Below are 16,447 nucleotides of genomic sequence, written 5' to 3'. Positions count from 1 at the left end.
CGCTTTTTTGGCACGTTTCAAAGAAAGTTAACCGCTATCAGTGTATGTTACGCGTTTTTAGAATGTGCGGTTTGTGAGTATGTACGAATTTAATCTGGTGCTGCTGTTGCTTCAGCAGATGTGCGTGTTCCTTGTCATCGCCTGGTTGATGAGCAAAACGCGCCTGTTTATCCCGCTGATGCAGGTCACCGTCCGTCTGCCGCACAAATTCCTCTGCTACGTCGTATTTTCCATATTCTGCATTATGGGGACCTGGTTTGGTCTCCATATCGAAGATTCCATCGCCAATACGCGCGCCATCGGCGCGGTAATGGGCGGGCTGCTCGGAGGCCCGGTTGTCGGCGGTCTGGTGGGGTTAACCGGCGGCCTGCACCGCTATTCGATGGGCGGTATGACGGCGCTGAGCTGCATGATCTCCACCATCGTCGAAGGGTTGCTCGGTGGTCTCGTCCACAGCTATATGATTAAGCGCGGTCGCCCGGATAAAGTGTTCAGTCCCTTTACCGCAGGGGCGATTACCTTCGTGGCGGAAATGGCGCAGATGGCGATCATCCTGCTGATCGCGCGCCCGTTTGACGATGCGTTACATCTGGTCAGCAGCATTGCCGCACCGATGATGGTCACCAATACCGTAGGTGCGGCGCTGTTTATGCGCATTCTGCTCGACAAACGCGCCATGTTCGAAAAATACACCTCGGCATTTTCTGCCACCGCCTTAAAAGTTGCGGCGTCGACGGAAGGGATCCTGCGGCAGGGATTCAACGAGGAGAACAGTATGAAGGTGGCGCAGGTGCTGTATAAAGAGCTGGATATCGGAGCCGTGGCGATTACCGATCGCGAGAAGCTGCTGGCGTTTACCGGTACCGGCGACGACCACCATCTGCCGGGCAAACCGATCTCCTCGGCCTATACCCTGCGCGCTATTGAAACGGGTGAAGTGGTGTATGCCGACGGAAATGAAGTGCCGTACCGCTGTTCCCTGCATCCGCAGTGCAAACTCGGCTCTACGCTGGTCATTCCCCTGCGGGGCGAAAACCAGCGCGTCATGGGCACTATTAAGCTTTACGAAGCCAAAAACCGCCTGTTCAGCTCCATCAACCGCACGCTGGGGGAGGGGATCGCCCAGCTGCTTTCGGCGCAAATCCTGGCGGGGCAGTATGAACGGCAAAAAGCGCTGCTGACGCAGTCAGAAATTAAGCTCCTGCACGCTCAGGTGAACCCGCATTTCCTGTTTAACGCGCTCAACACGCTGAAGGCGGTGATCCGCCGCGACAGCGATCAGGCCGCGCAGCTGGTGCAATTTCTCTCGACCTTTTTCCGCAAAAATCTGAAGCGACCCTCGGAGATCGTCACCCTCGCGGACGAGATTGAGCATGTAAACGCCTATCTGCAAATTGAAAAAGCGCGCTTCCAGTCACGTTTACAGGTGTCGTTATCCGTCCCGGACGATCTGGCGTATCAGCATCTTCCGGCCTTTACCCTGCAACCGATTGTAGAAAATGCCATTAAGCATGGGACGTCGCAGCTGCTGGGAAGTGGAGAGATTATGATTTCCGCTTCCCGTTTTAACCGCCATCTGGTGCTGGATATTGAAGACAACGCGGGGCTGTATGAAGCTTCCGCGTCAGGCGGTCTGGGCATGAGCCTGGTGGATAAACGCCTGCGCGCGCATTTTGGTGACGACTGCGGTATCACCGTCGCCTGTGAGCCAGACCGCTATACCCGAATTACCTTACGATTGCCGCTGGAGGAGAACGCATGTTAAGAGTGCTGATTGTCGATGATGAGCCGTTAGCACGGGAAAACCTGCGTGTTCTGTTGCAGGAGCAGAGTGATATCGAAGTTGTGGGGGAATGTGCCAATGCGATTGAAGGCATCGGTGCGGTGCATAAACTGCGCCCGGACGTGCTGTTCCTCGATATTCAGATGCCGCGCATCAGCGGGCTGGAGATGGTCGGCATGCTCGACCCGGAGCACCGTCCCTATATCGTCTTTCTGACGGCCTTTGATGAGTACGCGGTAAAGGCGTTTGAAGAGCACGCATTTGATTATCTGCTGAAGCCGATTGAAGAGAAACGGCTTGAAAAGACCCTGACCCGCCTGCATCAGGAGCGTACCGTGCAGGACGTGACGCTCCTGCCGGAGCATCAGCAGCCCCTGAAGTTTATACCCTGTACCGGGCACAGCCGGATTTACCTCCTGCAAATGGACGACGTTGCCTTTGTCAGCAGCCGTCTGAGCGGGGTATACGTCACCAGCGCTGAAGGTAACGAAGGCTTTACCGAGCTGACCCTGCGCACGCTGGAGAGCCGCACGCCGCTAATCCGCTGCCATCGTCAGTATCTGGTGAACATGGCGCACCTGAAAGAGATCCGTCTGGAAGATAACGGCCAGGCCGAGCTGGTGTTACGTGCCGGGCAAACCGTTCCCGTCAGTCGTCGCTACCTGAAAAGTTTGAAAGAGGCGATAGGGCTGTAAAACTGGTACACTGCGCGCCATTGCATCATCGACATTCGAAGGCTCTATGCTAAGTAACGATATTCTTCGTAGCCTGCGCTACACCCTGAAAGCGAACAATAATGACATGGTGCGCATTCTTGCGCTCTCCGACATGGAATCCACGTCCGCCGGGTTCGACACCTGGATGACTAAAGAAGATGAAGAGGGTTTTGTTCGCTGCCCGGACATTATTCTGTCGGGCTTTCTGAATGGCCTGATCTACGACAAGCGCGGCAAAGATGAATCTGCGCCTGAGCTGGCGCTGGAGCGTCGGGTGAATAACAACACGGTGCTGAAAAAGCTGCGTATTGCTTTCTCCCTGAAAACTGACGACATTCTGGCGATCATGACCGAGCAGAAATTTCGCGTGTCGATGCCGGAAATCACTGCCATGATGCGCGCGCCGGATCATAAGAATTACCGCGAGTGTGGGGATCAGTTTCTGCGTTATTTCCTGCGTGGGTTGACGCAGCGGGTGCATAACCAGAAGGGGTGATTTTAGCCGGATGGCGGCTTCGCCTGACCCGGCCTACAAAACCCGTAGGCCCGTGCAAGCGTAGCGCCGCCGGGCAAAAAAAAAAGCCGGATTCTCATCCGGCTTTTTTATTACTTCACCTGCTGACCCGGCTTCGCGCCTTCGTCAGGGCTTAACAGGAAGATATCTTTCCCGCCCGGGCCTGCGGCCATCACCATCCCCTCAGAGATGCCGAAGCGCATTTTGCGCGGCGCCAGGTTTGCCACCATCACGGTCTGACGACCGATCAGCACCTGCGGATCGGGATACGCGGAACGAATGCCGGAGAAGACGTTACGCTTCTCGCCGCCCAGATCCAGGGTCAGACGCAGCAGTTTGTCAGAACCTTCCACGAACTCCGCGTTTTCGATCAGCGCCACGCGCAGGTCGACTTTGGCGAAATCATCAAAGGTGATGGTCTCCTGAATCGGATCGTCCGCCAGCGGGCCGGTCACCGGTGCGGCAGCCGCTTTCACCTCTTCTTTGGATGCATCCACCAGCGCGTCAACCTGCTTCATCTCGATGCGGTTATACAGTGCCTTGAAGGTGTTCACCTTGTGGCCGAGCAGCGGCTGCTGGATGGCATCCCAGGTCAGTTCGGTGTTCAGGAATGCTTCCGCGCGGGCTGCCAGCTGCGGCAGAACCGGCTTCAGCCAGGTCATCAGCACGCGGAACATGTTCAGACCCATGGTGCAGATCGCCTGCAAGTCGGCGTCGCGGCCTTCCTGTTTCGCCACCACCCACGGCGCCTGCTCGTCCACATAGCGGTTGGCCACGTCTGCCAGCGCCATGATTTCGCGAATGGCTTTACCGAATTCACGGCTTTCCCAGGCTTCGCCAACCGCAGCGGCGGCGTCGGTGAAGGTTTTATACAGCTCAGGATCGGCCAGTTCGGCAGAAAGCACGCCGTCAAAGCGTTTGGCGATAAAACCTGCGTTACGGGACGCCAGGTTCACCACCTTGTTGACGATGTCCGCGTTCACGCGCTGCACGAAATCTTCCAGATTCAGGTCGATATCGTCGATGCGGGAAGAGAGCTTCGCGGTGTAGTAGTAGCGCAGGCTGTCCGCGTCAAAGTGGTTCAGCCAGGTGCTGGCCTTAATAAACGTCCCGCGAGATTTAGACATCTTCGCGCCGTTCACCGTTACGTAGCCATGTACGAACAGGTTGGTCGGCTTGCGGAAGTTGCTGCCTTCCAGCATTGCTGGCCAGAACAGGCTGTGGAAGTAAACGATGTCTTTACCGATGAAGTGATACAGCTCGGCATCGGAATCTTTCTTCCAGTATTCGTCGAAGCTTACGGTGTCGCCGCGCTTGTCACACAGATTCTTGAACGACCCCATGTAGCCAATCGGCGCATCCAGCCAGACGTAAAAATATTTGCCCGGCGCGTTCGGGATTTCGAAACCAAAGTAGGGCGCATCGCGGGAGATATCCCACTGTTGCAGCCCGGATTCGAACCACTCCTGCATTTTGTTCGCGACCTGCTCCTGCAACGCACCGCTGCGGGTCCACGCCTTCAGCATTTCGCTGAACGACGGCAGGTCGAAGAAGAAGTGCTCGGAGTCACGCATCACCGGCGTCGCGCCGGAGACCACGGACTTCGGTTCGATAAGCTCGGTCGGGCTGTAGGTTGCGCCGCACACTTCGCAGTTATCGCCGTACTGGTCCGGGGATTTACATTTCGGACAGGTGCCTTTGACGAAACGGTCCGGCAGGAACATGCCTTTTTCCGGATCGTACAGCTGAGAGATGGTGCGGTTTTTAATGAAACCGTTCTCTTTCAGACGGGAGTAGATCAGCTCTGACAGCTCGCGGTTTTCGTCGCTGTGCGTGGAGTGATAGTTGTCATAGCTGATGTCAAAGCCAGCAAAATCGGTCTGATGCTCCTGACTCATTTCGGCGATCATCTGTTCCGGGGAAATGCCCAGCTGCTGCGCTTTCAGCATGATCGGCGTGCCGTGGGCATCGTCCGCACAGATGAAGTTCACCTCGTGGCCGCGCATTCGCTGGTAACGGACCCAGACATCAGCCTGGATATGCTCCAGCATGTGGCCGAGGTGGATTGAGCCGTTGGCGTACGGCAGGGCGCACGTTACCAGAATTTTTTTCGCGACTTGAGTCATAGTAGGCATTACTTCTTTTAACTGTGAAAAGGGTTTTCGATATTACCAAAAGGGGCATTATTAAGTAAGCACAAACCGCGGCCTTTCAGGTAAACTTGTTTGTCTAAGGTCTTATTCACAAGAACAAAGGAGTCGGGATGAGTTCTCAATCCCAGGCCAAATCACCGGAAGCCTTACGAGCAATGGTCGCCGGGACGCTGGCTAATTTTCAGCATCCAACCCTGAAGCACAATCTCACGACGCTGAAAGCGCTTCATCACGTCGCATGGCTGGACGATACGCTGCACATTGAGCTACAGATGCCGTTCGTCTGGACCAGCGCCTTTGATGCCCTGAAAGAGCAAACCAGCTCTGAGCTGCTGCGCATTACCGGCGCAAATGCAATTGACTGGAAGCTAAGCCACAGCATCGCCACGCTCAAGCGCGTGAAAAATCAGCCGGGCGTTCACGGCGTGAAGAACATCATCGCCGTCAGCTCGGGCAAGGGCGGGGTGGGTAAATCGTCGACCGCCGTGAACCTGGCGCTTGCGCTGGCGGCTGAAGGGGCGAAAGTCGGCATTCTGGATGCGGATATCTACGGCCCGTCCATTCCAAACATGCTGGGGGCGGAAAACCAGCGTCCAACCTCGCCGGACGGCACCCACATGGCGCCAATCGTGGCGCACGGTCTGGCGACCAACTCCATTGGTTACCTGGTCACGGACGATAACGCAATGGTCTGGCGTGGCCCGATGGCCAGCAAGGCGCTGCTGCAAATGTTGCAGGAGACAATGTGGCCTGACCTCGATTATCTGGTACTGGACATGCCGCCGGGCACCGGTGATATCCAGCTGACGCTGGCGCAGAACATTCCGGTTACCGGCGCCGTCGTGGTCACCACGCCGCAGGATATCGCGCTGATCGACGCCAAAAAAGGCATCGTCATGTTCGAGAAGGTGGAGGTGCCGGTACTGGGTATCGTCGAGAACATGAGCATGCACATTTGCAGCAACTGCGGGCACCATGAGCCTATCTTTGGTACCGGTGGTGCCGAAAAGCTGGCGGCGCAATACCACACGCAACTGCTGGGGCAACTGCCGCTGCATATCACACTGCGTGAAGATCTGGATAGCGGTAAGCCGACGGTGGTCAGCCGTCCGGATAGCGAATTCACGGAAATCTATCGTCAGCTGGCGGGGCGCGTTGCGGCGCAGCTTTACTGGCAGGGCGAAGTCATTCCGGGTGAAATCGCCTTCCGCGCGGTGTAACGCCTCTGCGCGTTAGTGCCGGGTGGCGGCTTCGCCTTACCCGGCCTGGCTCGATTTTGTAGGTCAGGTAAGCGTAGCGCCACCTGACTTTACCCAAGCCGATAGTGCATCAAATAATACTCTCCGTCCGGAGAATCTCCCGTCGCCTCAATGTGCCAGCCGTGGCGCTGGTAAAACGCAACCGCCCGCTCATTCTTCACCAGACACTTGAGTGAACCCGTGCTGGTAAACGTCTTCTGCACGTGTTCAAGCAACACATGTCCGACGCCCAGGCTCTGATAGTTCGGATCGACAAACAGGTTGTGCAAAAAATTATCGTTCGTCGAGACTGAGGCAAAGCCAAGTCGGTGCCCATCCTGCTCCGCCACCCAAATCCCTTCGTCCAGGGTTGCCGCGTCAAAATCTTCAAGCTGCCACGCAGAACTGTCCATCCACGGCCAGGCTTCACGTCGGGCGTGAAGGAAGAGCGTGCGCAGGAAAGGGCGATCGCTCTCCTGCCACGGACGGATTAGGATCGTATCAGCGGTGATAGAAAATATCTCCGTTATAGGCTTTGTAGATTTTGCCATCGGCATCGCCAATCAGAACATAATTCTCACCCATGTAGGTCCAGTGTGTGCCGGCATCGGGCGCGGGAAGGTTACGCAGCTGGTACTGTTTGATGGTGTACTCAGGCGTCTGATACTGCGCGGGCGCGGTGTCGCCGATTTTAAACTTCGTAAAATCGGCAATAAACTCTTGCTCTTCATAGGCCTTGATGCCGGAAGGCGCTGTCGATGTTTGCGGTGCAGCGTGCGCGGCCCCCGCCAGTGACAGTAATACACCCAGAAGCAACAATTTACGCTTAGCCATTTTTTCTCCAGTCATATCGTTACTGATACTTTTTGTGTGCAGATCCGCTAACGGATGGCAGACAGTTCATTTTAAGTATCCTCACAGGGTGAGTTTGCAAAAAATGTAACAAAAGTACACGGTTTTGTGTAGTCGCAACCGTCATTAATTATTACTTCGACGAATAAATATGAGCTTATACAGATAACATAATTATTGGTTTATTAATTAATTCTGAAAAAACATTTTCAAGGCAAATTTACTAAGATTCAGGCATGCATTCAACAAATAGAACATTTAAGATTGCCTGAAACCCTCTTTCCGAATGCCTGATTAAGACAATGCAGGGCTGTAAAGTCTGCCCAAAGGAATGTCGTGTGGTTTTATAAATACTCTTTGTGTTTCTGTTAATTCATTGAATAACAGCAACTTGTGCTTGAGTGAAATGTTACTGTTTTATCCTGTATACGATAATCACTACTATAAAAGATATTATGTAATAAATGAAAAACACAACAGTTGTATCGATATTATTTTTAATTATTACCCCCTTATCTGGCTGCGTATTTTATCCTGGCCAGCATCTCGATCTCGCTGGGAAAAAGATAATTGCCGCAGAAGATGTAAATGATCGTCTTGAGAAACGGATTGATGTTTATCCTCTTACGCCTTCGTTAATTGAAAAAATGCGACCATCGGTTTTGAAATCTCAGGCAAATCCTAATCTGGATGAACAGGTCAAAAACTGGGAATACCGTATCGGCGTTGGGGATATTCTGACCGTCACCGTCTGGGATCACCCTGAACTGACAACCCCGGCAGGGCAGTATCGTAGCGCCAGTGACACCGGTAACTGGGTCAATGCCGACGGCACACTTTTCTATCCCTATGTCGGTAAATTGCCGGTGGCTGGCAAAACGGTCGCACGGGTACGCGAGGAGATCACGGCCCGGCTGAACAATGTTATTGAAAGCCCGCATGTGGATGTCAGCGTCGCCTCTTTTCGCTCACAAAAAGCCTATGTGACGGGCGAGGTGGTGAAGTCAGGGCAGCAGGCTATTACCAATATCCCGTTAACGGTCATGGATGCCGTGAACGCCGCTGGGGGGCTCTCTGCCGACGCGGACTGGCGCAATGTCGTGCTGACGCATAATGGGAAGGACACGCGCCTCTCGCTATATGCGCTGATGCAGCATGGCGATCTCACGCAAAATAAGCTGCTCTATCCCGGCGATATTCTGTTTGTCCCCCGTAACGATGCGCTGAAAGTGTTCGTCATGGGCGAGGTCGTTAAACAGAGCACGCTGAAAATGGATCGCAGCGGCATGACCCTGGCCGAAGCGCTGGGCAATGCCGGTGGGCTGAACCAGAATATGGCCGATGCCACCGGAATTTTTGTCATTCGTTCGCTGCCGAAAAGCGAGCGTTCAGAAAAAATTGCCAACCTCTACCAGCTCAATGCTCAGGACGCATCAGCCATGGTGTTAGGCACCGAGTTTCAGCTTGAGCCCTATGACATTGTCTATGTCACCACTGCACCACTGTCCCGCTGGAATCGCGTGATATCACAGCTTGTTCCGACCATCAGCGGGGTGCATGACCTTACCGAAACGGTTCGTTACATCAGATCGTGGCCGCAATAATGTTCAAATCAATACTCGTGGTTTGCACCGGAAATGTCTGCCGTTCTCCGATTGGGGAGCGGCTTTTACGCCAGCACCTGCCCGACAGATATATCGCTTCGGCGGGCATATTCGGGCTTGAAGGGCACCCGGCGGATGACAGCGCCCAGGACGTAGCCTGGCGGCATGGGATTTCCCTCGACGGTCATGTGGCGCGCAGGCTGACACGCAATTTGATGCAGGGATCCGATCTTATCCTGGTTATGGAGCCGGAACATCTTCGCTTCATTGCGGCCATGGCGCCGGAGATTCGAGGAAAGTCGCTGCTTTTTGGGCAATGGCTGGAGCCGCAGGAGATCCCCGATCCCTACCGTCAAAGCCGGGAAGCGTTTGAATATGTGTTTGGGCTATTGGGTAAAGCCAGTCAGGAATGGGCACGTCGTTTAGGTCAGAAAGGAATGAAGCATTAATGTCGTCTTACACAACAGACAATTATGGTGCAGCGGCACCCCAACAACATGAAGTCGATCTCGTTCGTTTGCTCGTCGAGATGATCGACCACCGCACGATGATTTTGTGCGTGACGTTCCTGTTCATCCTGTGCGCCGGTCTCTATGCCTGGATTGCGCCACCTGTTTATCAGGCGGATGCCATGGTGCAAATTGAAAACAAACAGGATAACAACCTGCTCAAAGGTTTGAGCCAGCTGGGCACCGATGTGTCGCCGGATGTTGCCCCTGAAATTTTACTGCTGAAATCCCGCATGATCCTCGGCGAGACCGTTGACAAATTAGGTCTGACACAGCAGGCAAAGCCGCGCGTTTTGCCTGTGGTGGGGCGTCTCTGGCAGCGTCTGCAAGGGCGTGAGCAGGGCAAAATCACGTTAGGCGAACTCCAGATCCCGCAGGTGGAAGGCAAAGCGCAAGAGCTCACGCTGACCGTACAGGAAGCGGGAAAATATCACCTGACGGGCGAAAACATTGAGGCCGACGGCCAGGTTGGGAAAACGCTGGTTACGCAAGGGATCGTTCTGCTGGTGACGTCGATTGAGGCGATGCCAGGCACGCAATTTTCGCTTAAGTCGTTGACGCGGCTTGAGACGATCAACGCGCTGAAGAAGCGTCTCACGGTTGCGGAATCGGAGAAACAGAGCGGTATCGTGACCTTAACCCTGACGGGCGAAGATCCTGACAGCATCGCCCGGGTGCTGAATGCAATTGCTGAAAATTATCTCCAGCAAAATATCGCGCGCCAGGAGGCTCAGGATTCTCGTAGTCTGGATTTTTTACAGGCGCAGTTGCCGAAAATCAGCGCGGACCTTGATCAGGCAGAAGCGCGGCTGAATGCCTACCGGGCGCAGCGAGACTCGGTGGACCTGTCTCTGGAGGCAAAATCTGTCCTGGATCAGGTTGTTAACGTTGAGAATCAGCTAAATGAGCTGACGTTCCGGGAGGCAGAGATCTCCCAGCTCTTTAAAAAAAGTCACCCTACCTATCGTGCATTGCATGAAAAGAGACAGACCCTTGAGCGGGAACGGGAGCGTCTCAATAACCGTGTGTCAGCTATGCCCTCCACGCAGCAGGAGATTTTACGCCTGAGCCGTGATGTTGAGTCGGGTCGCACGATTTATTTACAGCTATTGACGCGCCAGCAGGAGCTGAATATTTCCCGCTCCAGCTCTGTCGGGAACGTGAGGATCATTGATGAGGCTGTTACGCTGCCGGACCCGATAAAGCCGCGTAAAGCGTTAATCATCGTTCTTGGCGCGCTGTTCGGGCTAATGCTCTCAATGGGGACCGTGCTGGTACGTCAGGCGTTCAAACGTGGGATCACGCTTTCCGAACAGCTGGAAGCGCAGGGGATGCCGGTTCTGGCTACGTTGCCAAGTTCACAGTGGCTGTGGAGTAAAACGCAGTTGCGCAGAAAAAATCCGTTTTCTCGTCGCTGGAAACACAAAACCTCGGATGTGCCTTTCCTGCCCGTCGATCGCCCTGCTGATATGTTTGTTGAAGCGGTGCGCGGGCTGCGGACCAGTCTGCATTTCACCATGATGGAGGCTGAGAACCGCATTGTGATGATTTCTGGCCCCACGCAGGACTGCGGAAAAACGCTGGTGGCGACGAATCTGGCGGCCATCGCCGGGCAGAGCGGTCAGCGGGTGCTGTTTATTGATGCGGATATGCGCCAGGGCTATGTTCATAATATTTTTGGTCTGGAGAACCGCCACGGATTGTCCTGCCTGCTCGAAGGGAAACGCGACTTAGCGGAGGTCATTCAGCATGCTGAAAAAGGGGGAATTGACGTCATCACCTGCGGCCCGGAACCCCTGCGCCCGTTAGAATTGCTGTTAAGCGAACGATTCCTTTCCGTCATGTCCTGGGTTAACGAGCAATATGACATTGTCATCATTGATACTCCGCCGGTCCTGGCCGTCACCGATGCCGCGCTGGTCGCCAGAGCAGCCGGAACAACGCTAATGGTTGCCCGTTTCGATAAAACCAGCGTGAAAGAGATGGAGAATACCGTTAAACGGTTACAGCACGTTGGCGTGAAGGTCAGCGGCACAATCCTCAACGATATTGTTAAATCCGCAGCGCTGTATTACAGCTCGGGGTACAGCCAGTATGAATACGGCTATGCTTCGAGGAAAAAAGGGGAAAGGCGTTAGCGCGGGAAAAACAATCCCTCTCCCGGGTGGGAGAGGGATAAGCATTACTTCGCCATCACTTCCTGCGCGGTACGCTCAACCAGAGACAGCAGGATTTTTACGTCCTCCAGCGTCACGGTTGGGTTCAGCAGGGTCAGCTTCAGGCAGGTGATACCGTTATGCTCGGTCACACCGACGTTTGCACGGCCAGACTCCAGCAGCGCATCGCCAATTTTCTGGTTCAGCAGGGCAATACCGGCGTCATCCATCTGCGCCTGCGGACGGAATCGGAACAGCACGCTTGCCAGCTGGGGTTGCATCACCAGTTCCAGAGCAGACTGCTCTTTCACGTAAGCCGCAACCTGCTGTGCCAGCGTCACGCCGTGATCGATGATTGCCGCGTATTGCTCCTGACCCAGCGCTTCCAGGCTCATCCACAGTTTCAGCGCGTCGAAACGGCGCGTGGTTTGCAGAGATTTGGAGACCAGGTTAGGTACACCCGCTTCTTCATCGAACTCAGAGTTCAGATAGGCCGCCTGATAGCGCATCAGTTCATAGTGACGCGCTTCTTTCAGCAGGAACGCACCGCAGCTGATGGTCTGGAAGAACTGCTTGTGGAAGTCCAGGGTGACGGAATCCACCAGCTCGATACCGTCCAGGTAGTGACGATACTGCTCAGACATCAGCAGCGCGCCGCCCCAGGCCGCATCAACGTGCACCCAGATATTCTGTTTCGCAGCCAGCTCAGCAATAGCACGCAGCGGATCGATAGCACCCGCATCGGTCGTACCGGCCGTGGCCACAATCGCCAGGATCTGCTCGCCGTTCGCGTTGCACTGTTCGATTTTCGCCGCCAGATCGGTGAGATCCATGCGGGAGAATTCGTCAGTTTTCACCTGCACCACGGACTGGTAGCCCAGACCCATCAGCGCCATGTTTTTCTGCACGGAGAAGTGGGCATTTTCCGAACACAGCACGCGGATCTTACGCAGATCGCCTGTCAGACCGTCCTGCTGAACCGAGTGGCCCTGACGCGCAAAGAACGCGTCACGCGCCAGCATCAGCCCCATCAGGTTACTCTGGGTGCCGCCGCTGGTGAAGACGCCTGCGTCGCCAGCCTGATAACCCACGCGGGTACGCAGCCATTCGATCAGTTTGATCTCAATGATGGTTGCGGACGGGCTTTGATCCCAGGAGTCCATACTCTGGTTAGTGGCGTTGATCAGCACTTCCGCCGCCTGGCTAACCACCAGGCTTGGGCAGTGCAGGTGCGCCACACACTGCGGGTGATGAACGGACAAACTGTCTTTCAGGAAGAACTCCACGGCGCGTTCGATCGCCGCTTCGTTGCCCAGCCCTTTCGGGTTGAAATCCAGCTTAATACGGTCGCGCAGCTCCGCGACCGTTTTGCCCTGGTACATCTCAGGCTGTTTCAGCCACTGCATCACAGCCTGAGTGCTTTGTTCAATCGCCTGCTGGTAAGCTTCAATGCTCTGCGCAGAGGAGAACAAAATTGGGTTTGAATCAGACATCGTATTCAACAACTCCGGTTACGCCGGGCTAACGCCCGCAGCAAGCAGTGCCTGCTCGAATTTATCCAGGAAGACTTTCAGCTCGTCATCGCTGATCAGCAGAGAAGGCAGCAGACGCAGAACGATACCGTTACGGCCGCCACGCTCCAGAATCAGGCCGGCTTCGAAGCATTTCTTCTGGATCAGTGCAGACAGCTCGCCATCGCCCGGGAAGCAACCCATGTGATCGGCGGCTTCATGAGGCTTAACGATTTCAATACCGATCATCATGCCCAGACCGCGAACGTGGCCGATCACCGGATAGCGTTTCGCCATCTCTTTCAGCTGGCCTTTCAGCCATTCGCCCTGTGCAGCTACTTTGCCCGCGATGTTCTGGTCTTTCAGGATCTTCAGCGTCGTCAGACCAGTTGCCATCGCCAGCTGGTTGCCGCGGAAAGTACCGGTATGATGACCTGGCGCCCATGCATCGAACTGCTTTTTGATACCGAGCACGGCCAGCGGCAGACCGCCACCGACTGCTTTAGACATCACGATGATGTCTGGCTCAATGCCAGCGTGTTCGAAGGCAAAGAATTTACCGGTACGGGCAAAGCCAGCCTGGACTTCGTCGAGGATCAGCAGGATACCGTGTTCCTGAGTGACTTTACGGATGCGCTGCAACCACTCAACAGGCGCCGGGTTCACGCCACCTTCACCCTGAACGGCTTCGAGGATCACCGCGGCAGGTTTACGCACGCCGCTTTCGACGTCGTTAATCAGATTTTCGAAGTAGTAGGTCAGCGCCTTCACGCCCGCTTCACCACCGATACCCAGTGGGCAACGGTACTCGTGTGGGTAAGGCATGAACTGGACTTCTGGCATCATACCGTCAACCGCTTCTTTCGGAGACAGGTTGCCGGTGACGGACAGTGCGCCGTGGGTCATACCGTGGTAACCACCAGAGAAACTGATGATACCGCTACGACCGGTCACTTTTTTCGCCAGCTTCAGCGCCGCTTCAACGGCATCAGCCCCGGACGGGCCAGTGAATTGCAGGCAGTACTCTTTGCCCTGACCAGGCAACAGAGAGAGCAGGTATTCTGAAAACGCGTCTTTCAACGGCGTGGTCAGATCCAGGGTATGTAACGGCAAGCCGCTGGTAATGACATTTTGGATGCTTTTCAGCACATCAGGATGATTGTGTCCAAGCGCAAGGGTGCCTGCGCCTGCTAAACAGTCAAGGTATTCTTTATTATCTGCATCGGTGATCCACACGCCTTCTGCTTTCGTAATCGCTAAAGGCAATTTGCGCGGATAACTCCTGACGTTAGATTCAAATTCGGCCTGACGGGCCAGATAGGTTTCGTTGCTTTTGTGGGCATCTACGGTGTCAATACGGACTTTATCCGTCATCATATCACTCCTACAACCGCCGCTTCGTTATGAGCAACGATTGAATAAAAAGTTAAAAAACAGATGGGGCCTGAAAAAAACGCCGCCAATATAGAGCCTTTTGTCACCGGGCTCAATGGTTAATTTGCTTACTGTTTTGTGACACAGGGCACAGGGCAGGGAAGATCGCCGTTTGTATGGGGGAGGTTGCACTTTATGCAAAATAAAAACAGCAGCTTACGTATGATTTATCCGCATTGTAAAATCAGACAAAAGAGTGTGACAAATCGTGCGATTGTCAGGTGAAAAGGAGGCAGTGAGCCTCCTTACGCTGTTTATTTCTGGCTAACGCGTAAAATACCGTGTTCGCGTCCCTTCGTTTTATTCCACGACGCGTCCGTAATACCGTTTTCATCCAGGCTTAGCGATATCACAAAACCATTACCACGGATCTCATAGAAATTCGCATTCAGACGTTTAACGCTGGCTTTTTTGCCGTTTACGGTGGCGCTAAAGAAGCCGTTAGAAAGCGTGGCGTTAACCGTATCCGACGAGAACGAGGCTTCACGCAGGGGATCGTGAACGGATGTCGTTGGTTCGTGTTGTGCCGCATTTTCCGCTTTGGTTTTGCTGATATCGCAAGAGCCATCGCCAGCGCTAATTTGCGTGCATCCCGAACGCTCTAATTGAGCGCGATAATGGGCGTTTATGGCGTGCGCAGGCGAGACACAACCTGCAAGCACCGCAGTACCTATAACGAACATCATTACTTTTTTCATTTTACCGCCTTAAAAACGACACAAATACCAGGAGACATACATCACGCCGATCCAGATCCCGACCGAAATCAGCATCAGATACAGGGCTACCGAAATAAAAATATATTTAGACATCTTTTTGTATCAACGAAATGCTCATCCGCTAAAATGAGGCTTTATATTTGTCCCGATGATTGTTTTACGCTTTAAAAGCCCATTCCAATCCCAACCGAAGCGCCCATATTATTCGCGGTATCATCTGAGAAGCTCACTTTCGCGATGACATGGGAATTAAAGTTAACGGATGCACCGACAGCAAGCGCGCTCTCGCTGTTGTAAGTCGCGCCGCCAGCAGAGAACATGACGCGTTGATTGGTTTGCACTTGTGGCAAACCCGCCATCGCCCCTGAAATACCGGCATTGGCCTGCTTCTTATTATTGTCCACTTCATCACGCAGAGATTTAAATTGCTGGCTGGTGTTAGTATTCATTGCCAGTAATGTCTGCCTGGTGGCTTGCAGATCCTGCGTGGCGGCGGTAACAGCCAGGCTATTTTTAGCGACCTTCGCCTGGGTAGCCGTATCCAGCTATCGTTGTGTTACGGTGGTTGTCACACCATCTTTACCGTTATGACCGTCTACACCGTCGCGCCCATTTCTTCCCGCAATGCCTTGTGCGCCAGTATCACCCTTTATCACCTTTCGCTCCATCTGTACCGTTGATGGGTTTAGGTGCATTTTCGAGAGCAGTAAGGCGGCTATCCTGAATATTATCGACGTGTTGAAGGTTGATAATGGCTGTGCCGTTAGTCGCTACACCCTGTAGGGCCGTCTCACTTTTCAGACTGGCGGTATCGACAAGCAACGCTTTCTGATGTGTGTCGTTAGCCATTTTATCCACGACTAACACGCCTAATTTTGTGGACTGAAGGTCGTCATTAACCTGCGTTAAGCGGTTATCCGTTGCGATATCACGGTTAATGCTATCAGCGTTGTTTTGTGCAATCTGATCCTGATGGTCATTTACAATATTAGTGATTTGCTGATCGTCCCAAACCGTATTCGCGGCTTCAGCCTGGCTCATTGTACCCGCTAAGACAACGCCCATTACAAAAATAGCAATAAAGGTTTTATTCATAGATTTCATTTGAAAAGCTCACATCATTAATTGTCGAAAAATACTGAAGCTGAATCGCTTTGTTTTGTGGATTTAAAAAACGGGTGAACGTTGTCTAAATCTTATTTAGTAACGCGAGTAAACTATCAATTAAACGCAAACCAATGATGTTGATCTAAGTCAT

The 16,447-nt window shown here is 53.7% G+C and carries 15 protein-coding genes; 7 read left to right on the top strand and 8 right to left on the bottom strand.

Annotated elements, in window-relative coordinates; genetic code table 11:
- Positions 1-79: 79 nt before the first annotated feature.
- From AC4OVU_RS14630 to AC4OVU_RS14620, 3 genes are read left to right on the top strand one after another with little or no spacing between them, the layout of a single operon-like run.
- Positions 80-1,765, top strand: a complete 1,686-nt coding sequence (locus tag AC4OVU_RS14630) for a sensor histidine kinase (RefSeq protein WP_032648895.1) — start codon at positions 80-82, stop codon at positions 1,763-1,765.
- Positions 1,759-2,478, top strand: coding sequence for a two-component system response regulator BtsR (gene btsR, locus AC4OVU_RS14625; protein WP_015572336.1), 720 nt, complete (start codon positions 1,759-1,761; stop codon positions 2,476-2,478). The genes AC4OVU_RS14630 and btsR overlap by 7 nt, the downstream gene beginning before the upstream one ends.
- Positions 2,479-2,524: 46 nt before the next feature.
- Entirely contained in the window at positions 2,525-2,995 is a 471-nt protein-coding gene (locus tag AC4OVU_RS14620) for a YehS family protein (RefSeq protein WP_015572337.1), read from the top strand.
- A gap of 110 nt (positions 2,996-3,105) precedes the next feature.
- Here AC4OVU_RS14620 and metG read toward each other — a convergent pair whose 3' ends face one another.
- A complete protein-coding gene (gene metG, locus AC4OVU_RS14615; RefSeq protein WP_063138632.1) occupies positions 3,106-5,139 on the bottom strand; it encodes a methionine--tRNA ligase in 2,034 nt (677 codons plus the stop codon).
- A 137-nt stretch (positions 5,140-5,276) separates the two neighbouring features.
- Between metG and apbC the strand changes: the two genes are divergently transcribed.
- Positions 5,277-6,386 (top strand): iron-sulfur cluster carrier protein ApbC, encoded by a 1,110-nt coding sequence (gene apbC, locus AC4OVU_RS14610; protein WP_023304103.1) that lies wholly within the window; start codon positions 5,277-5,279, stop codon positions 6,384-6,386.
- A gap of 89 nt (positions 6,387-6,475) precedes the next feature.
- Here apbC and AC4OVU_RS14605 read toward each other — a convergent pair whose 3' ends face one another.
- Together AC4OVU_RS14605 and AC4OVU_RS14600 are read right to left on the bottom strand one after the other, a co-directional pair.
- A complete protein-coding gene (locus AC4OVU_RS14605; protein WP_032619327.1) occupies positions 6,476-6,955 on the bottom strand; it encodes a GNAT family N-acetyltransferase in 480 nt (159 codons plus the stop codon).
- Entirely contained in the window at positions 6,906-7,238 is a 333-nt protein-coding gene (locus AC4OVU_RS14600) for an RcnB family protein (protein WP_017383366.1), read from the bottom strand. Before AC4OVU_RS14600 ends, AC4OVU_RS14605 begins: the two co-directional genes overlap by 50 nt.
- Before the next feature lie 482 nt (positions 7,239-7,720).
- On the opposite strand from AC4OVU_RS14600, the gene AC4OVU_RS14595 reads away from it, so the two are divergent.
- Genes AC4OVU_RS14595 through AC4OVU_RS14585 form a run of 3 tightly spaced genes read left to right on the top strand, consistent with a single transcriptional unit; the run spans position 7,721 to position 11,507 of the window.
- Entirely contained in the window at positions 7,721-8,860 is a 1,140-nt protein-coding gene (locus tag AC4OVU_RS14595; RefSeq protein ID WP_491928730.1) for a polysaccharide export protein, read from the top strand.
- Entirely contained in the window at positions 8,860-9,309 is a 450-nt protein-coding gene (locus tag AC4OVU_RS14590; RefSeq protein WP_045340312.1) for an arsenate reductase/protein-tyrosine-phosphatase family protein, read from the top strand. Before AC4OVU_RS14595 ends, AC4OVU_RS14590 begins: the two co-directional genes overlap by 1 nt.
- On the top strand, positions 9,309-11,507 hold the full coding sequence (locus tag AC4OVU_RS14585) for a polysaccharide biosynthesis tyrosine autokinase (RefSeq protein ID WP_110293192.1): 2,199 nt from the start codon (positions 9,309-9,311) through the stop codon (positions 11,505-11,507). The genes AC4OVU_RS14590 and AC4OVU_RS14585 overlap by 1 nt, the downstream gene beginning before the upstream one ends.
- Before the next feature lie 44 nt (positions 11,508-11,551).
- On the opposite strand, the gene AC4OVU_RS14580 is transcribed toward AC4OVU_RS14585, so the two are convergent.
- The 5 genes from AC4OVU_RS14580 to AC4OVU_RS14560 form a co-directional block, all read right to left on the bottom strand.
- The gene (locus AC4OVU_RS14580; RefSeq protein WP_023304100.1) at positions 11,552-13,018 is read right to left on the bottom strand and encodes a pyridoxal phosphate-dependent decarboxylase family protein; all 1,467 of its coding nucleotides are present in this window, start codon (positions 13,016-13,018) and stop codon (positions 11,552-11,554) included.
- Positions 13,019-13,036: 18 nt separating this feature from the next.
- Positions 13,037-14,413, bottom strand: a complete 1,377-nt coding sequence (locus tag AC4OVU_RS14575; protein ID WP_015572345.1) for a diaminobutyrate--2-oxoglutarate transaminase — start codon at positions 14,411-14,413, stop codon at positions 13,037-13,039.
- Between the two features lie 311 nt (positions 14,414-14,724).
- Positions 14,725-15,168, bottom strand: coding sequence for a hypothetical protein (locus AC4OVU_RS14570; protein ID WP_017693060.1), 444 nt, complete (start codon positions 15,166-15,168; stop codon positions 14,725-14,727).
- A 185-nt stretch (positions 15,169-15,353) separates the two neighbouring features.
- A complete protein-coding gene (locus AC4OVU_RS14565; protein WP_017693061.1) occupies positions 15,354-15,638 on the bottom strand; it encodes a YadA C-terminal domain-containing protein in 285 nt (94 codons plus the stop codon).
- A 193-nt stretch (positions 15,639-15,831) separates the two neighbouring features.
- Positions 15,832-16,284 carry a hypothetical protein gene (locus tag AC4OVU_RS14560; protein WP_063863132.1) on the bottom strand — a complete coding sequence of 151 codons (453 nt, stop codon included), beginning with the start codon at positions 16,282-16,284 and terminating at the stop codon, positions 15,832-15,834.
- Positions 16,285-16,447 lie beyond the last annotated feature (163 nt).

This window comes from Enterobacter sp. 6722112, from assembly GCF_058661685.1.
This window is presented reverse-complemented; position numbering and strand designations above follow the sequence as displayed.